This window comes from Lysinibacillus xylanilyticus (assembly GCF_001708185.1).
GTDB lineage: Bacteria > Bacillota > Bacilli > Bacillales_A > Planococcaceae > Lysinibacillus > Lysinibacillus xylanilyticus_A.
In genome coordinates this window covers 335,302-359,045 of record NZ_MDDN01000002.1, presented here as the reverse complement: position 1 = coordinate 359,045, position 23,744 = coordinate 335,302, and the positions used below count along the sequence as shown (strand labels likewise).

Genomic DNA, 23,744 nt, shown 5'->3' with positions numbered 1-23,744 from the left:
ATAATATTAAAATAATAGTAAATACCTAATGTATACCTTTATTAATATGGCCTTCTTGCACACTAAGTACAAGAAAAAATAGTACATGAATAATAGTGTTGTTTCAAAAATTCATATAGCTTTGTATTGCAATAGTGCTGATACAAATGGCTAGTAGATCAGTTTCTTGCGATAGGCTCCAAATGATTTGAAATAGGTGAGCTCAGTATGTAGTGTTGATCCAGTGTTCGAGGCTTAATTGCTTGTAGAGTAGGAGATATTGTTCATTTAATGAAAATACTATTTGTCAGAAAAGAAAAAGCCGAGAAAATGAAATCATTTTCTCGGCTTTTTTTATCAGTTATAGCCCCAGATCATTGCGAATAATGTACCTAGGATTGTAACAACACCTACGAATACTGCATATAAAATCGTTATATATAACGTTTTCTTATCTTCAGATTCACCGATGTGCATGAATAATACTAATTGTACAGTTGCTTGTGCAATAGCAGTTACTAGTAAAATACCAAATGCCATGTTAGCAGACATATCAAACTTAACAACAGCTAAAGCTACAACTGTTAGTAATAGTGAGAAGGCGAAGCCCATCACATGTTGTTTTGGGAATAATTCCTTCATCAGCTAATCAGTCCTTTCAAGTAGACGAAGCTGAAGATGAAAATCCAAACAACGTCTAGGAAGTGCCAGTACAGTGAGAAGATAAACGCTTTGTTAGCCGTTTGTGGGTTTAAACCACGTTTTGCTACTTGGATTAAAATTGCAACGCCCCAGAAGAAACCGAATGTTACGTGGGCACCGTGCGTACCAAGTAAAGTCATTAATGCTGATAAGAATGCGCTAGTTTGAATTGTAGCACCTTCATGAACATAAGTGACAAACTCATCAATCTCAATACCTAAGAAGCCAAGACCTAATAGAAGCGTGATGATGAAAAACGTCATCATAGCTTTTTTATTACCAAGGCGCATTGCATGAACACCTAGGCCAATTGTGAAACTACTTGCTAATAATAAGAATGTTTCCCATAATACTGGTGTTAATTCAAAAATTTCAGCGCCATTCGGGCCACTACCTGTACGTGTATGAAGTGTGAAATACACTGTAAATAGTGTAGCGAATAACATGATTTCGGCACCAAGGAAAATCCAGAAACCAAAGATTTTCAGGCGATTTTCCTCTGTACTATATTCTAATGGAAGTGAAGAATCGATTTTCATTTTATTTATCACCTCTCAAGCTTTTTTCAGTTGCCATAACTTCTTCAACTGAAATGTAACGACCATGATCGTCTTCAAATGAACGATGTATCATAAAGCCAAATACAAATAGCATACTAATGATGGCTGGAGTCCATAGACTAAATACAGCGAAGAATGCTGCAAGGAAGAAGAATCCACTCATCCAGAAAGGTGCGCCAGTGTTGTTAGGCATATGAATTTTTTCGATCTTACCTGCTGTAATATCGCGACCTTCTTTTTTAGCGAACCAGAATTCGTCTAAACGTGAAATAGTCGGAACTACTGCAAAGTTGTATTCAGGAACTGGAGAATGAGTAGCCCATTCTAACGTACGACCATCCCAAACATCTGCTTTTTCGTTGCGAGGCATATGTTTCCAGCTGTAGTAAATATTGTATACGATTAACGCAAAGCCAACAGCAAGACCAATTGCACCGATGAACGATACCATGCTTAATGGACCATATCCAGTTGACTCAGAGTAAGTGTACATACGACGAGCGTAACCATCTAAACCTAAAATAAATAGAGGGAAGAAAGCAACGTTGAAGCTAATTGCGATAAACCAGAAACCAGCTTTCCCTAGTTTTTCATTTAATCGGAAACCGAACATTTTTGGCCACCAGTAGTGGTAACCTGCAAGTACACCGAATACTGTACCTGGAATTAATACATAGTGGAAGTGGGCAACTAAGAACATCGTATTATGATATTGATAGTCCGCACTAGACATTGCTAGCATTACCCCTGTAACCCCACCAATTGTGAAGATTGGAATAAAACCAAGTGCATAAAGCATAGGGGTTGTAAATTGAATTTTACCGTGCCTCATTGTGAGCAACCAGTTAAATATTTTAACCCCTGTCGGAACAGCGATCGCCATTGTTGTAATAGAGAAGAAGCTGTTTACCATAACGCCGTGACCCATTGTATAGAAATGGTGGGCCCATACTAAGAATGATAGTAACGAAATAACAACCATACTCATAACCATTGATTTATAGCCGTATAAGTTTTTACGTGCAAATGTCGCAATGATTTCTGAGAAAATACCGAATGCAGGTAGGATAACGATATAAACTTCAGGATGTCCCCAAACCCAGAATAGGTTGGCCCAAAGCATGTCCATACCACCATTTTGCATTGCAAAGAATTGTGTACCGAATTGACGGTCTAACATCATTAATGCAAGCGCTACAGTTAACACTGGGAAAGCGAATACGATAATAACGTTTGTAATTAAAATTGACCAACTAAACATTGGCATTTTCATTAATGTCATACCAGGTGCACGCATTTTAATGATTGTCGTGATGAAGTTAACACCAGTCAGTAACGTACCAATCCCTGATAATTGTAAAGCTAAAGAATAGTAGTTGTTCCCGACAGTTGGACTAAATTCTGTCCCTGCTAGTGGGAAGTAGGCTGTCCAACCAGTATCTGGTGAACCACCAATGATAAATGATAGGTTTAGTAAACCGCAACCAGCTGCAAATAACCAGAAGCTGACTGCATTCAGACGTGGGAAGGCAACGTCACGTGCACCAATTTGCAGTGGGATAACAATGTTCATTAAACCAATTACGAATGGCATTGCCATGAATAAAATCATGATTATACCGTGTGTTGTAAAAATCTCATTATAGTGTTGTGCATCAAGAAGTCCATTATCAGGAACTGCAGTTTGTGCACGCATTAACAATGCATCGATACCACCGCGGAATAGCATCAAAAGTGCTGTGGCGATATACATAATACCGATTTTTTTATGGTCAACAGTTGATAGCCAGTTTTTGTAGAAATAGCCCCATTTTTTGAAATAAGTAAGGCCAACTGCGATAACCACTGCTCCAACTATGATACTAATAGCTGCCCCCATAATCATCGGTTCTTTCAGTGGATGGAAAATTTCTTCCATGCTCATTGGATGCGCTCCTTTCATGTTTAAAAATTAATGTGAATGTGTTTCTTCAGACTTTTCTTGTGAGTGATCCTCATGGTTCATTTTAGAATGATCCATTTCATCTTCAGACATATCCATATCACTATGATCCATGTCACCCATTTTCATGTGTTCACTATGTTCCATAGGAGCAGGTCTAAATTCTAAGTGTGTAGATGAATAGCTTGAACGACCAACATGTTCTGCTTTTAATAGTTCATCAAATTTTTCTTCTGTTAATGGTTTTTCGTTTGCCTTTACATCGGCAGCCCATTTATCGAAGTCTTCTTGTGTCATCGTTTGTGCTTCAAATTCCATTTCAGCAAAACCACGACCACTGAAGTTAGAGTTACGACCCATGAATGAGCCAATGTCATCTGCTGCAAGGTGAATAGTTGTTAACATGTCACTCATCGCATATTTTTGACCAGCTAACTGAGGAATCCAGAAACTTGTGATTGGTCCGAATGAGTAAAGTTTGAACTCAATTGGACGGTCGATAGGCATATTAACATAGTTAACAGTTTCGATCCCTTGCTCTGGATAGCTAAAGTGCCATTTCCAGTTAGAAGACGATGCATAAATAACAAGTGGCTCTTTATTGTCATAACCTTCAGGTTGAGACTCTACTGTACTTGTTGTTTTTACTGTAACAACTGCTAGGAATGCTACGATGATAATTGGAATAACTGTCCATATTATTTCAAGCACGTGACTTCCCTCTTCGTGAGGTGGCTCATAATCGGCAGGTGTTTTTGAAGCACGGTATTTAGTTAGCATAACTACTAAAAGCACGTACACGACTAGTAATATAAAGGCCATTGTAATAATGGATAAAATAATTGTGTCTGATAATGTTTTAGCGTTTGGACCTTTTGTATCAAAGACTGTTAGCGGTTCACAGCCAGTAAGAATTGCTAATGCACCAAATGCTATAAACATTAAGCTTAACTTTTTCTTCATGTTTGTCTCCTTTCTATAAAACGGCTATTCATAAATTTCATGTGTTTGAGTATTGATTCGAATTTATAAATAGTGGGTAAATAAGGTCACCTCTTTTAATTGTCGTACCAATCAAATAATCAGAAATACTTACAATGATATGGTTCAATATGAAACATTGAATCTAGTATTTGATTGGTCTTGTGCAAGCGTTCGCAAAGTTATGAATCTGTGCAACCGATTTTTAGACTATGTTGTCAAAATCGAGAGACACAAATGTTGATGTTTGCAACAGTGATTATACGCCTCGTTTCGAAGAAAAAAAATTATTTTGTTATTGAATTAATAGCAAAGAAGGGGTGAATATGAACATTTTTTGAACAAAAAATGTTATTTCAATATTGGTATTATTGTGTTTTATAAAATAAACACTGTTAAAACGTTGAAAATACTGAGTTTATCATCTTTAACTAAGTAAATAGTTTTTTTTGTGAAAATATCATTTCACATTTTAGACGTCAATTTGTAATAAAATCAGCGCTAGTTTAAGGGATTGAATGCTTTTTTGTTGCGTTTTTTTTAAAAAAGGAGTAGATGAAAAGCGGTGAAAAGGATATATCAGGATATATTCTCAATGTAAGGAATGAATGCTAAGGGATTTATTGGGAACTGATATTAATTATGTTAATATAACTACTTAATACCATATATTGGAGGTGATATGTTTTGTCTGAAAAGTAAAAAATTGTATTAGGGTGAAAAGCAAACTAAGAATATTCCTAGTTTGCTAAATTTAGGTTATGAGGACGAAAATAGATGTTCTAAGCAGAAAGAACGTGAATTTTTATGCCCCTAGCTTTAGCCATTTTGCTACTTGTCCATAGATAGTATTTTGAAGTTTTGGGGCTAGGTTATTCATTTTTAAGGCAAAATACAATGTTTTCATTAAATTTAATGTGCATGTACGTCCACTAAAAAAGGATTCGTTATAGCCTTGTGTCATTAAATGAATTTCAAATTTATCGAATACTTGCTCGATAAATTCTATTAATGCTTCCTCGGAGTAGTCACAAGTCAATAACGCTTCAACTATATTAACTAAGCGTTCCTCTTCATCGTTGACAAAGACAGTACCTTTCCATGAAACAAGTTTCAATGCATGTAAGATTGAAGGTGCATGTTGTAAATCAAACTTAGGATGTTTAATCGTCATTGCTGCTAAATCGGCACCATGTGCAATACTATGCGCCCACCCCTTGTCTTGAACATGACCTCTCGTATCTTTTTCCAATAATAAATAACGACCAATCTTTTGAAAGAAAATTTGTAGACGATCATCATTTAAAATCAGTAGTTCGGCATCCTTTGCAAGAAGATTTGCTACAAGTAAAGCAGAAAACGAACGTGTAAAGACACTATCTGTCATTTCTTCGCCTATGTTTCTATATAAAAAATCGTCGCTTGTCGTTGTATCAAATAAATTTTGTAGCTGTTGAGTGCTCAGTAAATTGTCGCTGAGTAAATCGATAAAAGTACGATAAATTAATTGGTCTCGTAGTTCTGCATCTGGTGAACCGATGTGTGTTAACATTTCTTGTAACAACCAATCGCCTTCTTGTAACATAAATTGTTGGCGTGCTGAATGTGTCATAGTTGAAAATGATTGTAATGCATTTTTGATATTCATATATAATTCCCCCGAAAGTTAAGTTAGGTTCTCTATAAAAGCAATTTTTATTAAGTGTTTCTTAAAGATCACTTGTCATTGCCACTACTTTTATTAAATTGCTTACTATGGAGCTAAGTCTTTTCATTATAGCCTTTCAAAGACAAGTTTGCTGAATTGTGAAGTTTTCTAGTGATATAGGAGTATATTTACAATGGGAATTCCAGAATCTATATAAAGTTGATATGATAGAAAAGCAACAAAAAGGGATAGACTTATGAAGGGTTGCACAATAGCAAGACATACCACCTATTTTAAATGTGTCTCTTCCTGATTCCGATATAACGGCTGACTTTATACCGAACAGCCATTCACTATAATGAAAATTCGGTTAATAGTGCTGTAAGATTCGTTACATATTTTTTTGTCGATACTTAGAGCAATGACTTTTCGTTAAAATAAACAAGGGTTAGAAATTGATCACGGAAAGTTGAAGCTGACATTTGTTAAAATGAATGCCGTGTAAGTGGATTGGCGTGAAGAGTTTGTGACTCTTAGGGTCAATCACCCCCACGTTAGGGTGATGAGCTAGTATATGACCTAATAAGAAAATAGTAGTAAAGAGGTGAGGGGAATGACAAAACGAAAACGACATGTTATAAAACATGACAATATTGTTGTATTTCCTGGTGCTATTCAAACATTAATACGTGAAGCACATATGTATGCGGAAAATTATCAATATGAAGAGGCAGTGGCAAGCTTTGAAAAAGCATTTTTATATGAAGATGGAGATGAATTAGCATTAAGTGCCTATGCATATGCTTTATACGAATTAAAGGCATACGATAAAGTTAAAAATGTTTGTGAGCAATTGCTTGCTATGGGAACGACATTATATGTGGAAGTAATGGAACTGTATGTTACTGTATGTATGCAGCTAAAGGAATTCCATCAAGTCGAGTCGTTAATTACGACATTAATTGAAGAAAATGCATTTCCGATAGATCAGCTAGAGAAATTTGAACGTTTGAGAAGCTTGAATCAAGAAGTAGCTAAGAATCTCCAAAAAAAAGAAGATGCACAACGATTATTAGAAGAGCAAGAATTCGAACTGTCGAAATTTAGTGCATTAACACCAGACGAACAATCTATTCGATTACATCGCTTAATGGATACGAATGTACGACAATTAAAAACAGCATTGAAAGCTATTATTGAATGTCCAACGATCCATCCATTTGTCCAGAGCTTAGCACTAATATTATTAGTGGAACAAGAAGTCTCAATTGAGATTACTGTTTCAAAGTTTAATAAAAAAATGACTATTAATCCTATTAATTTAGTACTACCAAATCAGTTGCCGCAGTATGGGGAAGTGAAAAAAATAATTGAAAGTAAATTAGAGCAAGACCCATCGACGCAGGAAATGGTACAATATTTAATGGCAAAGCATGCCATTGTGACGTTTCCGTTTGAATGGCACTCATTCGAAGCTGATGATATTGCCTATGGTTATATTGACTTTGTACAATCCATGCTTGGAAAAGTGCAGGAAATGGACTATGAAATCATCGACTTTTTACAAATGTTAGAAAAACTCACAGAACTACATGAAGTATGAAATAAGTTGAAACTATACGCATCTATGTTATACTAAAATGGTTGTCAAAATCGTAGTTACGAATGAATTGTCTAACATTTTAAACTTGATTATTTATTTGGAGGTATTTATACATGTCAGCAAAATGGGAAAAACAAGAAGGTAATATCGGTACTCTTACAATCGAAGTACCAGCTGCAGAAGTAGACGCAGCAATGGATCAAGCATTCAAAAAAGTTGTAAAACAAATTAACGTACCAGGTTTCCGTAAAGGTAAAATGCCTCGTAAAATGTTTGAACAACGCTTTGGTATCGAATCTTTATACCAAGATGCATTAGAAATCATCGTTCCTGAGGCTTATTCAAAAGCGATCGATGAAGCTGGTATTATGCCAGTTGATTACCCAGAGATTTCTGGTACAGAAAACTTTGTACATGGTAAAGATTTCGCATTCACTGCTCAAGTAACTGTTAAACCAGAGCCAAAACTTGGTGAGTACAAAGGTTTAGAAGTTGCGAAACTACCAGTAGAAGTTACTGATGAAGAAGTAGAAGCACAAATTCAAGATCAATTAGCTCGTAAAGCAGAGCTTGAAATTAAAGAAGACGAAGCAATCGTAGAAGGCGATACAGCTGTTATCGACTTTGAAGGTTTCGTAGGTGAAGAAGCGTTTGAAGGTGGTAAAGGTGAAGACTACCCACTAGAAATCGGTTCTGGTTCATTCATCCCAGGATTTGAAGAGCAACTTGTAGGTGTGAAAACTGGCGAATCAAAAGACGTAGTTGTTACTTTCCCAGAAGAATACCATGCAGCTGAATTAGCTGGTAAAGAAGCTACTTTCAAAGTAACTGTAAAAGAAGTTAAAACAAAAGTTCTTCCAGAATTAAACGACGAGTTCGCTAAAGAAGTAGACCCAGAAGTTGAAGGCGTTGAAGCTTTACGTGCTAAAATCAAAGAGCAAACTGCTAACCAAAAACAAGCAGAATCAGATGCAGCTCTTCGTGATGAATTAGTAGAAAAAGCTGCTGAAAATGCAGAATTCGAAGTGCCAGCTGGTATGATTAACTCTGAAACTGATCGTATGTTACAAGAATTTGGTCAACGTTTACAAATGCAAGGTATGAACTTAGACCTTTACTATCAATTCTCAGGTCAATCAGAAGAAGATTTACGTGGACAAATGAAAGAAGAAGCAGTAAGCCGTGTACGTGTATCTTTAACACTTGAAGCAATTGCTGAAGCAGAAAAAATTGAAGCAACTGAAGCTGATATCGAAGCTGAATTAGAAAAAATGGCTGCTCAATTCAACATGACAAAAGAGCAAATTACAGGAGCTTTAGGTGGTACTACAGTTCTTGAAAACGACATTAAAATTCAAAAAACAGTTGAATTTTTAGTAGAAAACGCTAAAATTACTGAATAGGATTTTTTTGTAACTGGATAGATAAATGAAAACAAGGTACGGCATTAAACCGTGCCTTGTTTTATCACATATATTTTGTTTAGGTTGAGCCAGATTCCCCTTTAGGTTTGGTTGGACATAGTTACTAGATGTTACGACTACTTTCACCGCAAAAAGCATTCTCCCAAAGGAAGTACTTTTTTGAAGAGGGGATAAGCAGAGCCTTTACACTTCTCTTATACATAGTATTGTTTGACTTTTCACACGATGCTAAATTTTAACTTCATTACAGCAGAGCAGAGCTTAGTTTTTTATCTTCATTCAGTGGGTGTCCAAACATCTACTGAATGAAGATAAAAAATGTCTCACTCTTCCAAATGAGATACAATGCTCTGAAGGTTTAAACTATACAGCAAATACATCCTCTTCTGAATGAAGTTAAGCCTCTGGCAAATGTAAAAGATTTTAAGAAAAGCGTAAGTTCTCTGGTTGCTATGAGTTTCTGAAGAACGAGTAAGTTACACATGTGTGGAAATGAAAGGTATAATTGTAAATTCATCAATTATAATAATGATTAGCTTTACGGTAAATATCAGTGTTTCCGCACTATGCATGTCGTAAACATATTTTAAAATCTCGAACCATAAACGCCGTGGTGTAAATGGGTGCAGACAATTTATTTGATAAAGATTCAATAATCTTGTAAGATTGTTGCTTGAATAGGGGTGAAACATATTGTTCAAATTTAATGATGAAAAAGGCAATTTAAAATGCTCATTCTGTGGAAAGCCACAAGAACAGGTGCGTAAATTAGTTGCAGGTCCTGGTGTTTATATTTGTGATGAATGTATCGAGCTTTGTTCAGAAATCGTTGTAGAGGAACTGGGCGTTGAAGAGGAAATTGAATTCCAAGATATTCCAAAACCAAAAGAAATCTTAGCGATTTTAGATGAGTATGTAATTGGACAAGAACGTGCTAAAAAAGCTTTAGCAGTTGCGGTTTACAATCACTACAAACGCATTAATACGAATAGTAAAATTGATGATGTAGAATTAGCAAAATCGAACATTGTGTTAATCGGCCCAACTGGTAGCGGTAAAACTTTATTAGCTCAAACATTGGCGCGTATATTAAATGTTCCTTTTGCTATTGCGGATGCTACTTCTCTAACAGAGGCTGGCTATGTAGGTGAGGACGTTGAAAATATCTTATTAAAATTAATTCAATCGGCAGATTACGATATTGAGCGTGCTGAAAAAGGAATCATCTATATTGATGAAATCGATAAAGTTGCGCGTAAATCTGAAAATCCATCTATTACACGTGATGTATCAGGTGAAGGTGTACAACAAGCCCTTCTTAAAATTTTAGAAGGAACAGTTGCGAGTGTCCCACCACAAGGCGGACGTAAGCACCCTCATCAAGAGTTTTTACAAATCGATACTACAAACATCTTATTCATTGTGGGTGGAGCGTTTGATGGAATAGAATCCATTATTAAACGTCGTCAGGGTGAAAAAGTAATTGGCTTTGGTTCAGATCCAAACAAAATCGATGTGGATGAAGGCTCAATAATGGCAAAGCTAATTCCAGAGGATTTGTTGAAATTTGGTCTTATACCAGAATTCATCGGTCGATTACCAGTACTTGCAAGTCTAGAGCAATTAAACGAGGCTGCGCTTGTTCAAATTTTAACGGAGCCTAAAAATGCACTAGCTAAGCAATATCAAAAAATGCTTGAACTCGATGGTGTTGAGCTTGAGTTTGATGAAGGTGCCCTTGCGGAAATTGCAAAAGAAGCAATTGAACGTAAAACGGGTGCACGTGGTCTTCGTTCAATTATTGAGTCAACAATGCTTGATGTAATGTACGAATTACCTTCACGTGAAGACGTGAAAAAATGTATCATTACTGCAAAAACAATTACGGATAAAGAAAAACCGAAATTGCTTCTTGAAGATGGCACGGAACTCGATGAAGGTAGCGACACAAAAACTTCAGCATAACGAACAGCGTGGCTGTCTATTGTTATGAGATAAAGAGTAATTTAGCTGACTTCGATTGTGCAATATTCGCACATATCGATAGTCAGCTTTTTATTCATTCATACATAAAGCCGGCTATAAAAAATGAAATTTTTGGCTCGCTTGATAAACTAGTGTGAATCGACTTTTTAGACACATACTAGTAGCGCGGGATGTGAACAAGAAAATTTTGACGGAGGTGAATACCCGCATGGTGACAATACAAAAAACAACAAATGTACCATTATTGCCTTTACGTGGACTTTTAGTATACCCGTCGATGGTGTTACATATTGATGTGGGTAGAAATCGTTCTGTAGCAGCGCTAGAACAGGCAATGTTAGAGGACCAATTGATATTATTGGTAACACAAAAAGAAATGCATGATGAACAGCCTGATGAACAAGATTTATATACAATTGGCACGATTGCATATGTTAAGCAGATGCTAAAATTACCAAATGGAACACTGCGTATTTTAGTGGAAGGTGTAGCCCGTGCTTCGTGGAGTAACTATCAAGCGTTGGAAAAATATACGGTTGTAGACATCGATGTTAAGGAAGAACCAATCGATAAGGATGTTGAAACACAGGCTTTAATGCGCACGTTGTTAACGTATTTCGAAAAATACGCGAAAGCCTCTAATAAGATTACATCTGAAACCATTAATACTGTGGTAGACATTGAAGAGCCAGGTCGTTTAGCAGACATCATTGCATCACATTTGCCAATTAAGATTGCTGATAAACAAGAAGTATTGGAGATGCTCAGTGTCAAAAAACGTCTAGATCATTTAATTATTCGTTTGCACGACGAGCAAGAAGTGCTTGATCTTGAGAAGAAAATTAGTACAAAAGTTAAGCAATCTATGGAACGTACGCAAAAAGAATATTATTTACGTGAACAAATGAAAGCTATTCAAACAGAGCTAGGGGATCGTGAAGGAAAAACTGGCGAAGTAGCTGAATTACGTAAGCGTATTGACGAAACAGGAATGCCTGAATCAACGAAAGAAGCAGTGCTTAAAGAGTTAGATCGCTATGAAAAGTTACCAGGAGCTAGTGCGGAAAGTGGCGTAATCCGAAACTACATTGATTGGATTGTAGCGCTACCATGGACAAATGCGACTGAAGACCGTATGAATATCGAACATGCAGAAAACATTTTAAATCGTGATCATGATGGTTTAGAAAAAGTAAAAGAACGTGTATTGGAATATTTGGCTGTACGACAGTTGAAAAACTCGTTACGTGGACCAATATTATGTTTAGCTGGCCCTCCAGGTGTCGGTAAAACGTCGTTAGCTCGATCTATTGCGGAAAGCTTGGATCGTAAATTTATCCGTATTTCATTAGGTGGGGTACGTGATGAATCAGAAATTCGTGGTCATCGTCGTACGTATGTTGGGGCAATGCCAGGTCGTATTATCCAAGGTATGAAAAAGGCAGGGACGATTAATCCCGTGTTCTTACTAGACGAAATTGATAAAATGTCTAATGATTTCAGGGGAGATCCTGCAGCAGCAATGCTTGAAGTTTTAGATCCAGCCCAAAATAATACATTTAGCGATCATTACATCGAAGAACCTTACGATTTATCAAATGTATTATTTATTGCAACTGCCAATGATTTAAGTACAATTCCTGGACCGTTACTAGATCGTATGGAAGTAATTTCAATTGCTGGTTATACAGAAATTGAAAAGGTGCAAATAACAATAAACCATTTAATACCAAAACAATTAAAAGAGCATGGCTTGAAAAAAACACAAGTTATTATTAAAGATGAAGCGGTAATAGATATTATTCGTTATTATTCACGTGAAGCAGGAGTCCGAGGACTAGAGCGTCAAATCGCAACACTATGTCGTAAAATTGCTAAGATTATCGTTTCAGGTGAGAAGAAACGAGTAACAGTTAGCTCAAAGTCACTAGAAGAATTACTAGGCAAACATCGCTTCCGTTATGGACAAGCAGAGAAGGAAAATCAAGTCGGTGTAGCTACGGGGCTTGCTTATACAACTGTGGGTGGTGATACATTGCAAATTGAGGTATCATTAACACCTGGTAAAGGGAAATTGCAGCTGACTGGGAAGCTAGGCGATGTCATGAAGGAATCTGCTCAAACGGCTTTATCGTATGTCCGTACAAAGATGGAAGAGCTAAAAGTGGATGCAGAATATTTTGAAACACATGATATTCATATTCACGTTCCTGAAGGAGCTGTGCCAAAAGATGGACCTTCAGCAGGTATTACAATGGCAACCGCAATTGTTTCCGCAATGTTACATCGACCAATACGCCGTGAGGTTGGCATGACGGGTGAAATTACATTACGCGGACGTGTGTTGCCAATTGGTGGCTTAAAGGAAAAAACACTCAGTGCACATCGAGCGGGCTTAACAACAATTATTTGTCCAAAAGATAATGAGCGAGATATTGAAGATATTCCTGAGAGTGTACGCGAACAACTAACATTTAAACTAGTGTCATCGGCTGATGAAGTATTGGCCTATGCACTGGACGGAGGTTTTTAAGAACATGAAAGTCCATAATGTCGAAATGGTCATAAGTGCTGTAAGACCAGACCAATATCCAGAAGATGGACTGCCAGAATTTGCACTAGCCGGTCGTTCAAATGTAGGGAAATCTTCCTTCATTAACCGAATGATCGGTCGTAAAGCTTTAGCACGTATTTCTTCTAAACCCGGAAAAACACAAACGCTTAATTTTTACAAAATCGAAGAACAGTTGTTTTTCGTAGATGTTCCGGGCTATGGTTATGCAAAGGTTTCAAAGACTGAGCGTGAAGCATGGGGAAAAATGATCGAGCGCTATTTTACAGGGCGCAATGAATTAAAGGCAGTCGTACAAATTGTTGATTTACGTCATCCCCCTACAGCTGATGATCGTTTGATGTATGATTTTTTAAAGCATTACAATATTCCTTGTATTATCATTGCAACAAAGGCAGATAAAATTCCAAAAGGTAAATGGGATAAGCATAAAAAAATCGTGAAAGAAACGCTAGATATGGAGAAAAATGATCCAATTATTGTCTTTTCTTCAGAAAAAGGAATTGGCTTTGAAGAAGCTTGGCGTACTATCGAAAATAAAATGTAATGCTATCCTTCGGAGGATATTTATCTTCATGCAGTAGGTGTTTGGACATCCATTGAAAAAGGAACTATTCCACATTTCAACTTACCACCTTTAGAGGTAGGAGTCCTCTGTAACTGAGGCTTTCCTTTTGCTACTAAAACATTTTGTTGCTGTCGCTTCGCTTTCGCACAGAAAAGATCTGCTAAATGAAGATAAAAAAACATCTATTGCGTCTAATATTTAGGACAGTAGATGTTTTTTTTTTTGTTACGAAAGTTGTGGAGGTTCCCAGTAGCGAGAGCAACAGAAAATTATGTAGAAAAAAGGGGAAATCGCTTGATGATTGAAACATTTGGCCGATAAATCAGATAGGAGGTGGACTATATGGATATCGCGGCTTTATCAATTGCAATGAATCAAGCGACTTTAATGCAAAACGTATCGCTAGCTGTAACAAAGCAAGCTATGGACATGCAGCAACAAAATTCTGAACAGTTAGTTGAAATGTTAGATGCTCCACATCCGACATCTGGACATACAATTGACATTCAAGTGTGATGAAGGAAAAGGTAGCTTGAAGTTAGAAGCTACCTCTATCTTTATATCTAATGGTAGCTGTTATAAAGAAAGGACAATATGCTAATTTGTAACTTTTTTAATAGGAAAAACTACCAATAATACGATATACTGTATAAATAGCAACTTTTAAAGGAGGCGGGATTTGTTGAAGAAAATTCCATACATATTACTGATTTTATTTCTAACGGTTCTCGGATTTTCATCAAATCAAACAGCGCATGCTGAGCAAATGGTAACTGGGACTTTTGTTGATGTAACATTTTCGGAATATGCAAATTCTAATGGAGTAATAGAAAAAAAGCTTAGTAAAATTACTTTGCAAAATGATAGCGGTCGTACAGTTACATACAATATAAATGATAATGCCCGTCTGTATATTAATAATACAGTAACAACAATTGAAGGATTTAAGATGGGTATGAAAGTAGAAGCGGATATTTCCCTTCGAAGTGTTGTTGAGCTACGAGGTACTTCCAATACCACAGCAGAAAAAGAAAAAGAAACAGAATCTACACCAGTTGGACAAAATACTAAAAAACTTGCTGGAGTAGTGACAAGTATCGATCCAAATGGGTTATTCATTACGCTGAAGCCAGATATTGGGGAGGAAACAACCTACTATATCAATAAAGATACAACTTATCAAAAGAACTCTTCAGCTGTCGATATTAGTGCACTGTACGTAGGGGATCGAGTAAAACTTAATCTTAAAAACCCAAATACATCCATTGTCACAAAAATAGAAATTAGTGAGACAGGTACATTAGTTGAAAACCTATATAAAGGTGAAATACAAGCAGTTAATGCCAATACAAATAAGTTAACTGTAAAAAATCAACATGCATTTGTAAATTGGCAATTTGGCTCAAGCACAACAACAGCTTTATCAACGATGGATTTTTCATCAAAGGTACCGATTTATGTTGGAAATACAAAGATTGAAAAAGGCCAACTAAAAAATTATATTGGCAGTGAAGCATACTATGCGACCGTTAAACAATTCGGCAAAGAAGTCATTGAGAAGATTGTTGTTTTGAAAAATAACGAGCGTACTTATTATGAGCCTATGCTTTCTGTAGATACAGAATATAAATTATTAAAACTTAAATCGGCAGGTACATTGTACTTCCACGATGGAACGATATTAATTCGAAATGGTCGTTTAATCGAACCTACTGGATTGATGGCTTATGGTACGGCTTTTGTTATTTCAGACGGCGCTGCGCGCGATCATTATGCACAAGTTGTTCAAGTAACAAGTGACAGCTTTATGTCACCAAACTTATCAGGTCATGAATTATATTATGGACGTTTATCACAAGCGGACGGCTATTTAATTGAAATCGATGACGCAATGAAGATCGAGTCAAATGTTTTCAAGAAAACAGATCGTACTGTACTGTCAGTTAGTAATTCAACGAAGGCAATGGTCGATGATGGAAACAAAACATATAGTGTAGTCCCTGATATTGAGCTTCATTTATCTGAAGGTGAATATGGTTACTTCTATGTGAAAGATGGACATGTACAGGCCCTTCATATTCTTAATAAAGCTAAGCCTGTTGCACCATTGATGTTAACTGGTAAACTACAGTCAGTAAAATCGACATATCCAGCTACGATTAATGTGAAGAGCGTTAGTCAATGGCAAAATGGTCGATGGTATGAAGCAGGGGAAATGGTAGATATGAATATTAACCAAGCTACGCTTATTAAAGCTGGTAAAGTTATTCAACCATCGGATTTAAAACCAGCTGATCGTTTAGTAGTATTATCAGATCGTTTTGGCAAAGCTCATTTTGTATTAGTTGATTAATAAATAGAATCTGCAAATCTTCTGCAAATAGTATTCTTTATTTTAGTTATGTGAAACGTAAAAGCATACTTGCAGAAGACGAGCAGATTTTAAGTTTGAGTTGAATAACATATTTGACAACTTCGTATATGAAGTATGCATTTGAATGAAAGAGAGGGACACAAAAACGAATGCGAAAACATTTATCTAAATTCATGTTAGTTGTTCTTGCTTTTGTAGTTATTGGAATGACGATCCCAGTAAATGCATCAGCTGCTACATTAGAAACAACAGGTGCAGTAAAAAATGAGTATACATATGAGGAAGCTGTTTTTATTACAGGAACACCTATTATATTTAAAGGCACTAGTAAAGACATTAAAATTTCACAAAAAGAATCTAAAGGTAAGGTAACTGAAACACATAGTTTAAAGCTTACAGCGAGTAATGGTGCTACACTGACACGAAATATTGCATATGAATCTGATGTTGTAGATCATGCTTCGATTGGTCAAAAAACATCGAATGGTGTAGTGAAAAAGTATACAGAGAAAATTGTTGTTGGGAAAATAACATACACATTGGTAGATTACCAATTTTCTCAAGGTACAGTAACGGACAATCGTGCAGCCTCTGATTATTACTCAGGGAATGTGATTTCGAGAAAAACATATGCTTATCAAACTGGGACTGGGAAAAATGCAGTCAAAAATACTGTAACGATTGATACGGATAGTCGACATGCGGGCTATGAAAACTTCTGGGGAGCAACAGAAACGCAAATTACAGAATCTGTATATAATTATAGTGATGGTAAGACAAGTCATGTTAAAAATCGATTATCTACAAGTAAATCACGTGTACTAAACTACGAGGAAAATCTAGGGAGTTTAGGTAGCTTTGATGGAGGCTATGCAGTTGTTAGTAACAAGGATATAATTTCTGAATATACGTATGATTTAGCCTCTGGACAAAAAGGTACAGTTAACTTAGACAAAGAATATATGCCAACAATTGAACGTTTAATTATTCCTAAGTTCCGTGATTTAACAAATCATTACGCTAAGGGAGCTATTGAAAAATTATACTCATTAGGTATTTATTCTGATGCAAGTAACTTCTTCTCGCCAAATACACCAATGAAGCGAATTGATTTTACAACAGCCATTGGTAAGGCAGTTGACTTGCGTGTTATGGAAGAAAAAAAATCGAAAAAAACAACGGCTACAAGTATCTTTAAAGATGTGAAACCTTCTTTAAAAGATTATGCCTATATTGAATCTGCGGTTAAAAAGGGAATTATTAAAGGTGTGACGCCAGAGTATTTTAAACCAGATAATCCAATTACACGTGCCCAAGCCGCTACGATTTTTGTGCGTGCATTAGGACTTGAAAACAAAGCGCCAGACCCAGGTTATGTAACAAAATTTAAGGATGATGCACAAATTCCACCGTACGCTAAAGACGGTATTTACATTGCAAATGAATTAGGGTTAATGACTGGTGACTCTGTAACAGGTCGTTTTAATCCAAACCAAGAGTTAACGCGAGCGCAAGCATCTGTAGCATTAGAACGTTTCTTAAAATATTTAGAAAACGACTTAAAACAAAACTATCGCGACGACATCTTGTTCTTTAATTAAAGAAAGGACTGAAACAAATGACATATGCTAAAAAAGCATTTCTATCATTGCTTTGTTTCGTACTAGTTTTTGTGACAGCAACTCCAGCGGTTACTCAGGCAGCTACGACAATAAATGATGTACCAACAAATAATAGCAATTACAAAGCTATTTCATGGGCAGTCGATAATGATTTACTTTCATTGAATAGCGCTAATAACTTTTTACCTAATGAACAGATTACTGAGCGAGAGCTTGTCGTAATGTTTGCAAAGCTTGATCGAAACTATGCATTAACATATAACGACAGTGTAGCTTATAATTTTTATAGTGATTTTTATTTACCTTTTAATGGTACCTATACTACAGCCAATCGTTCAAAAGCTGTTACACGCGGACAGTTTGCACGTATATATGCTGCCTTTAAAGGCTTAGATTTAGATGAGCCTCAGGCAGTTCAATATTTATACACAAACGATATTTCAATAGGAAGCACTGGTAAAAAGACATTTGCCGATTTTAATCCTTCTACAAAGCTAACTCGTGGAGATATTGCTGAGTTTTTATATCGTGCTGTGCAAAGCGGCAACTTTGCTGTACAAGGATTAAAACGTACTGCAGCGGGCCGTGATAACGATAAAATCACTTTACCACCAGGCTTCATGGGCTCAAACAACGCAGACTTTGAAGAGCCGAAGGACAATTCTAATGATTTTACTGGACCAAAGTATGTCAATAATGCACTACAAAGTATCGATATTGAAAAACCAAATTTAATCGCAAATGACCAAGATTCAACGCTAATTACTGTATCTTTAAAGACTTGTAAAGGAGATCCAATTCCTGACGATAAGTCTTACACATTCCGTGTAACTTCATCATATGGTGCAAAAATCGTTGACACATCAGGTGAAGCTGTTCGTAATGTACAATCAGACGGCTCAACTGTATCTGCAATTGTTATTGCGCCAAAACTAACAAAATCTGTACGTGATACAATTTCGTTTGAGCTTATTAACAACACAGACCCTGCTATGAAATGTCTTGAGGGTGAAAAACTAAATGCACAAGTACATTATTCGCCTCAGCCAGAAATGCGCATTGATTATCAAGTGTATGATCCGGCAAATACTGATGATAATGGAAGTGTAACGCCTCCATATGTACCGTTTGAAAAATTACCAGAGTTCTTTACAGAAAATATAATTAATGTCCATTGGATTAATCCAGAAGAAAAGCTATTTAGTATTGGACAACAAACAAATGTAACGAATGCTTTAGGAAAAGTTGAAAATGTTTATTTACAATATGGTGGTAGTGATAAAAAATATCCTGCATTAGGTTATAAAAATGCCATTTTACAATTTGAAAACTACAATATTTCAGTCTGGCTATTTGAAACGATTATTCAAAAACGCTTAAAAGATTCTGTTAATGATAAAAAGACGATAGAAATTATGTATATGATTTCAGAGGATGGGCGTCCAATTTATCGTATTCAAGGAATTGATGATGCGATTGCCTCGCAGGTTGAGAACATTAACCCAGTTGGTTCTATTATTCAACTTATGAGCTATATGCCAGAGGAAAAACAACTGACGCTAGAGCATTATGATAGTGTGATGAAAATCTATGCTATTTTAACAGGTTTGAGTAATTATGATCGAACAGTATTATTAAAATACCAAGGTGGGAAATTGCTCGGTCAAGTAGAAGCCTATAAAAAACGAGTGGAAGCATTAAAGGAAAGTGCGGACGCGGCATCAAGACCATCTGGTAAAGATCGTTATACAAAAGTAATGGTTACATTAGTGAGACCAGGTGGAGAACCTATTACTGACTATCAAGGAACAGTAAAAATTAAATTTAACGGTGTTGAGAAAACAGCTTCATTTGTTACAAATACTTCGGATTATCTAGATAAAACAGGGGGACCAGGAACAGCTGTAGCTTACTTCGATTCAGTTATTTATGGGAAATCTAAAGTTGAAGCAACATTAGTAAATAAAATTGATCCTCGTTATGCAACAATATTGAAAGATTTAAAAGATAAAACATTTACTAAGGAAATCTTCACTAATCCTTACTTCAGTAAAAATTCTTCTTCTTTAGCAACGGAGGTCGCATACGTAGTTGATTACTCTGCGTCTATGAAAGCTATGGATCAGTCAAATTATCGTGGTAAGAAAATGATTGACGTCATCGATCAACTCAAAGCTAAAAACAATATTGTTATTGAAACAAATACAAAAGCTACTGTACTTGGAGAAGGTAGTACAGAAAATGTGTTGAAAAAAGATCTGTATAAAGCATCAAAAGAGAAGGGTGCTACAGATATTTTTGCAGGTGTAGAACTAGCACTGTCTAAATTCTCAAATGATACGAAAACTTCGAAAGCGATCATTGTCGTATCAGATGGTAAGACAAGTAAATCGAAGATGACAAAAGTGCTGAACGATGCCAAGAAGCAAGGCGTTAAAGTTTATACAGTGAGTATGGGCAAAAAATCACAAGTGAATGATGTGATTTTAACGCAGTTGGCTGCTGAAACTGGTGGCGCTTATTATCACGCGATTGATAATTTACAATTACATCAAGTATTCCAAAAAATTATTGATTCAATTTTATATAAAACATCGTCTTCAAGTTGCGTAAATCCTGAAGATTTATTTGAAGAAACGACTGTCACATTACGCAAAGGCAATATTACAATGAATGCTAGAATTAATGGTAATTGTGCAAATGTTGAAAAGGTAAATGTACGTTTCTCTTCTCTAAGTGGTGATGTACAATTTGAATTGACGAAGCGTAGTGATAATGTCTACATGCTAACAAAACCAGTTCAAACGATGCAGGACTTCAAAGTGAATGATGAAATAGAGTTTATAGCATATGATAAAGATGGTAAAATTATTGCTTTAAAAACTGCGACAATCACAAATTAATAGATAAAAGTTATTTTTAAGCTGAACTAATTCTAACAATTAGTTCAGCTTTTTTTGCTCATCACCATAACGTGGGGTTGTGATAGGCGCTTTGTGGCTGACGCTCCGCTTTCGCACAGATAAAACATTTGTTGCTGCCGCTCCGCTTTCGCACAGATAAAACATTTGTTGCTGCCGCTCCGCTTTCGCACAGATAAAACATTTGTTGCTGCCGCTCCGCTTTCGCACAGAGCAAATCATTACCTTCCGATTAATAAGGAAATATAAAAATGGTTAATTAATACACCTGGATTCTTTATAAAGATTTAGGATCAAACATTAAATTTGAAACAGGACGTATAATTTGGTACACTTAATTTATAATAATTCTAATGTAGATGACGAATTACAGTTCTTCATGACATGTTCACAAATAATAGATGAACTCTTGTCGAACTGTGCTATAATGAGATTTATGAATTAGAACGTGAGAGGTGTTATTCATGCATGCCATCGTAGTAGGCTTGAATTATAAAACAGCGCCAGTTGAAATTCGTGAAAAGTTATCATTCATTGAGAGTGAACTACCACAGGCAATGGAAGCGCTACAAAAACAGAAAAGTATATTAGAAAATGTGATTGTTTCGACATGTAACCGTACAGAAATTTATGCAGTAGTTGATCAATTGCATACTGGACGTCATTTTGTTAAACAATTTTTAGCAGGTTGGTTCGACTTGCCGGTGGAGTCATTTTCTTCGTATTTAACAATTCGTGAAGAAGATGAGGCAATCGAGCATCTATTTAAAGTGACAGCTGGAATTGATTCGATGGTACTTGGCGAAACTCAAATTTTAGGACAAGTAAAGAAAAGCTTCTTAAGTGGACAAGAGATTGGAACAACGGGAACGATATACAATCAGCTATTTAAACAAGCGGTGACATTTGCGAAGCGTGCACATAATGAAACGGCTATCGGTGAGAACGCGGTATCAGTCTCTTATGCAGCAGTTGAATTAGCAAAGAAAATATTCGGATCTTTAAAACGTAAACATGTGGCAATTTTAGGTGCAGGAAAAATGGGGGAACTTGCAATTGAGAACCTTTACGGTAGCGGTGTAGGGAAAGTAACCGTTATTAACCGTACGTTCGAAAAAGCAGAAAGTTTAGCAGCTAAATTCCACGGCGAAGCAAAATCCATGAAGGAACTACAATGTTCGTTACTGGAAGCAGATATTTTAATTACGTCTACAGGTGCAACAGATTATGTTATTGATTATGAATTGATGCAATTTGTTGAACGTTTGCGTAAAGGTAAACCATTATTTATGGTAGATATTGCAGTTCCACGTGATATTGATCCACATGTTGGGGATTTACCAAATGTTTTCTTATATGATATAGATGATTTACAAGGCATCGTTGAAGCAAACTTAGCTGAGCGTGAACACGCTGCGGCTGATATTACTTCAATGATTAGTAAAGAGGTTATAGAGTTTAAAGATTGGGTTGCCACTCTTGGCGTTGTCCCAGTCATCTCAGCATTACGTAAAAAAGCGAGTCATATTCAAGAAGAGACAATGATTAGTATTGAAAATAAAATGCCAGATTTAACGGATCGAGAACGTAAAATTTTGAGTAAGCATACAAAGTCCATTATTAATCAATTGTTAAAAGAACCGATTCTACAAGCTAAGGAAATGGCAAATTCATCAAAAGCAAATGAACAGTTACGTTTATTCCAACAAATTTTCGGTATTGAGGACGCTGTGGAAGCTGAAATTGCTACAATGACAAAGCAAGAGCTTGAACGCAAAGAACGCTTACAGTCATCACAATCTTCCACTGAACCAAAGTACTCTTTCTAAAGATGTCTAAATGTTCGCGGTGCAACTTTAGAAGTAAAAGTTGATCCTTTGAGCTTTTCCCGCGAACGAGATTTTCTACTGATATTAAATGAGGCGTTTTCGTATCTGTATGGTAAACTAAGGATACGAAAACGTTTTTTTTTTAGGCTAAAGTACACCACTTTAGCACTTTCAATATAAAGAAGGGATGTCTATTGGCTGATTTGACAATGACAAGGCTCTACGAAGTGATAATCGTCTTGTACGCGATCAGTCTAGTATTTTACTTTACTGATTACTTTTATAAGCAAGTACGTGCAAGGCGAATTGCTTTTTGGCTTGTTTCATTCGTATGGGTAATTCAAGGTGCCGTTATTATATTAACTTTTGTGGAAACGAAGCGTTTTCCGATTTTATCCTTGTCTGAAGGGATTCTCTTTTATTCCTGGCTGCTCGTAACACTATCTATTATTCTGCACTGTATTGCACGAGTTGATCTTCCGGTGTTCATTATTAATATACTAGGGTTTTTGTTCGCTAGTATTTTTACTTTTATGCCGAAACGACCAACGGGAGCAGTTAGCGATACTTTAATTTCGGAAATGCTTTTTATTCATATATCGTTTGCGATGTTATCGTATGCAGCATTTACATTAACTTTTGTTTTTGCGATATTGTATTTAGTCGTATATCGTTTGCTTAAAAAGAAAAAGTGGTCACATTTATGGACAAGGCTACCATCACTACAACAGACAAGCAGCTGGATGAATGTGTCATTTTTCATTGGGATCCCAGTGCTGTTTATAAGTTTAGTTTTAGGGTTTGAATGGGCACTACTAACGCTAGATACTCTTTCGGTTTTTGATGCGAAGATTATTGGGTCCTTTATTATTTTAATTTTGTATTGCTTTATATTGTATGTGAATCGTAAAAGTAAGCTGACAGGGACAACTTATGCGTGGGTACATATATACGCTTATCTTTTAGTTGTTGTTAACTTCTTTTTAGGAAGTAGTTTATCGCGATTCCATTTATGGTATTAGAAGAGAGGTTG

At 36.1% G+C, this 23,744-nt stretch carries 18 protein-coding genes; 11 read left to right on the top strand and 7 right to left on the bottom strand.

What is annotated here, in order from left to right:
* Positions 1–336: 336 nt before the first annotated feature.
* The 5 genes from qoxD to BFJ97_RS06325 form a co-directional block, all read right to left on the bottom strand.
* Positions 337–621, bottom strand: a complete 285-nt coding sequence (gene qoxD / locus BFJ97_RS06345; protein ID WP_068983799.1) for a cytochrome aa3 quinol oxidase subunit IV — start codon at positions 619–621, stop codon at positions 337–339.
* Positions 621–1,220, bottom strand: a complete 600-nt coding sequence (gene qoxC / locus BFJ97_RS06340) for a cytochrome aa3 quinol oxidase subunit III (protein ID WP_068983798.1) — start codon at positions 1,218–1,220, stop codon at positions 621–623. Before qoxC ends, qoxD begins: the two co-directional genes overlap by 1 nt.
* Before the next feature lies 1 nt (position 1,221).
* Complete coding sequence (qoxB, locus tag BFJ97_RS06335; protein WP_068983797.1) at positions 1,222–3,165, bottom strand: cytochrome aa3 quinol oxidase subunit I; 1,944 nt, start codon at positions 3,163–3,165, stop codon at positions 1,222–1,224.
* A gap of 27 nt (positions 3,166–3,192) precedes the next feature.
* Positions 3,193–4,146: a cytochrome aa3 quinol oxidase subunit II gene (gene qoxA, locus BFJ97_RS06330; protein WP_068983796.1), complete on the bottom strand. Its 954-nt coding sequence runs from the start codon at positions 4,144–4,146 to the stop codon at positions 3,193–3,195.
* Positions 4,147–4,969: 823 nt separating this feature from the next.
* Positions 4,970–5,812: a DUF2785 domain-containing protein gene (locus tag BFJ97_RS06325; RefSeq protein ID WP_068983795.1), complete on the bottom strand. Its 843-nt coding sequence runs from the start codon at positions 5,810–5,812 to the stop codon at positions 4,970–4,972.
* 613 nt (positions 5,813–6,425) lie between these two features.
* On the opposite strand from BFJ97_RS06325, the gene BFJ97_RS06320 reads away from it, so the two are divergent.
* The 5 genes from BFJ97_RS06320 to yihA all read left to right on the top strand — a co-directional run bounded on the left by BFJ97_RS06320 (position 6,426) and on the right by yihA (position 13,944).
* Entirely contained in the window at positions 6,426–7,415 is a 990-nt protein-coding gene (locus BFJ97_RS06320; protein WP_068983794.1) for a hypothetical protein, read from the top strand.
* Positions 7,416–7,528: 113 nt separating this feature from the next.
* Positions 7,529–8,818, top strand: coding sequence for a trigger factor (gene tig / locus BFJ97_RS06315; protein WP_068983793.1), 1,290 nt, complete (start codon positions 7,529–7,531; stop codon positions 8,816–8,818).
* A 714-nt stretch (positions 8,819–9,532) separates the two neighbouring features.
* On the top strand, positions 9,533–10,804 hold the full coding sequence (clpX, locus tag BFJ97_RS06310) for an ATP-dependent protease ATP-binding subunit ClpX (protein WP_068983792.1): 1,272 nt from the start codon (positions 9,533–9,535) through the stop codon (positions 10,802–10,804).
* 229 nt (positions 10,805–11,033) lie between these two features.
* The gene (lon, locus tag BFJ97_RS06305; protein ID WP_068983791.1) at positions 11,034–13,358 is read left to right on the top strand and encodes an endopeptidase La; all 2,325 of its coding nucleotides are present in this window, start codon (positions 11,034–11,036) and stop codon (positions 13,356–13,358) included.
* A 4-nt stretch (positions 13,359–13,362) separates the two neighbouring features.
* Positions 13,363–13,944: a ribosome biogenesis GTP-binding protein YihA/YsxC gene (gene yihA, locus BFJ97_RS06300; RefSeq protein WP_068983790.1), complete on the top strand. Its 582-nt coding sequence runs from the start codon at positions 13,363–13,365 to the stop codon at positions 13,942–13,944.
* A gap of 26 nt (positions 13,945–13,970) precedes the next feature.
* On the opposite strand, the gene BFJ97_RS24540 is transcribed toward yihA, so the two are convergent.
* The gene (locus BFJ97_RS24540; RefSeq protein WP_175401690.1) at positions 13,971–14,147 is read right to left on the bottom strand and encodes a hypothetical protein; all 177 of its coding nucleotides are present in this window, start codon (positions 14,145–14,147) and stop codon (positions 13,971–13,973) included.
* 160 nt (positions 14,148–14,307) lie between these two features.
* Between BFJ97_RS24540 and BFJ97_RS23475 the strand changes: the two genes are divergently transcribed.
* The 4 genes from BFJ97_RS23475 to BFJ97_RS06285 all read left to right on the top strand — a co-directional run bounded on the left by BFJ97_RS23475 (position 14,308) and on the right by BFJ97_RS06285 (position 20,864).
* Positions 14,308–14,481 (top strand): YjfB family protein, encoded by a 174-nt coding sequence (locus BFJ97_RS23475; RefSeq protein WP_083226928.1) that lies wholly within the window; start codon positions 14,308–14,310, stop codon positions 14,479–14,481.
* A gap of 163 nt (positions 14,482–14,644) precedes the next feature.
* Positions 14,645–16,318, top strand: coding sequence for a hypothetical protein (locus tag BFJ97_RS06295; protein WP_223553538.1), 1,674 nt, complete (start codon positions 14,645–14,647; stop codon positions 16,316–16,318).
* A gap of 170 nt (positions 16,319–16,488) precedes the next feature.
* A complete protein-coding gene (locus BFJ97_RS06290; protein WP_068983788.1) occupies positions 16,489–17,940 on the top strand; it encodes an S-layer homology domain-containing protein in 1,452 nt (483 codons plus the stop codon).
* Positions 17,941–17,957: 17 nt separating this feature from the next.
* Entirely contained in the window at positions 17,958–20,864 is a 2,907-nt protein-coding gene (locus tag BFJ97_RS06285) for a vWA domain-containing protein (RefSeq protein WP_068983787.1), read from the top strand.
* Between the two features lie 61 nt (positions 20,865–20,925).
* On the opposite strand, the gene BFJ97_RS24005 is transcribed toward BFJ97_RS06285, so the two are convergent.
* Complete coding sequence (locus BFJ97_RS24005; protein WP_175401689.1) at positions 20,926–21,099, bottom strand: hypothetical protein; 174 nt, start codon at positions 21,097–21,099, stop codon at positions 20,926–20,928.
* A gap of 247 nt (positions 21,100–21,346) precedes the next feature.
* Here BFJ97_RS24005 and hemA point away from each other — a divergent pair, with 247 nt between their 5' ends.
* Positions 21,347–22,711 (top strand): glutamyl-tRNA reductase, encoded by a 1,365-nt coding sequence (gene hemA / locus BFJ97_RS06280; RefSeq protein ID WP_068983786.1) that lies wholly within the window; start codon positions 21,347–21,349, stop codon positions 22,709–22,711.
* 194 nt (positions 22,712–22,905) lie between these two features.
* Positions 22,906–23,733: a cytochrome C assembly family protein gene (locus BFJ97_RS06275; protein WP_068983785.1), complete on the top strand. Its 828-nt coding sequence runs from the start codon at positions 22,906–22,908 to the stop codon at positions 23,731–23,733.
* The last annotated feature ends 11 nt before the right edge of the window (positions 23,734–23,744 follow it).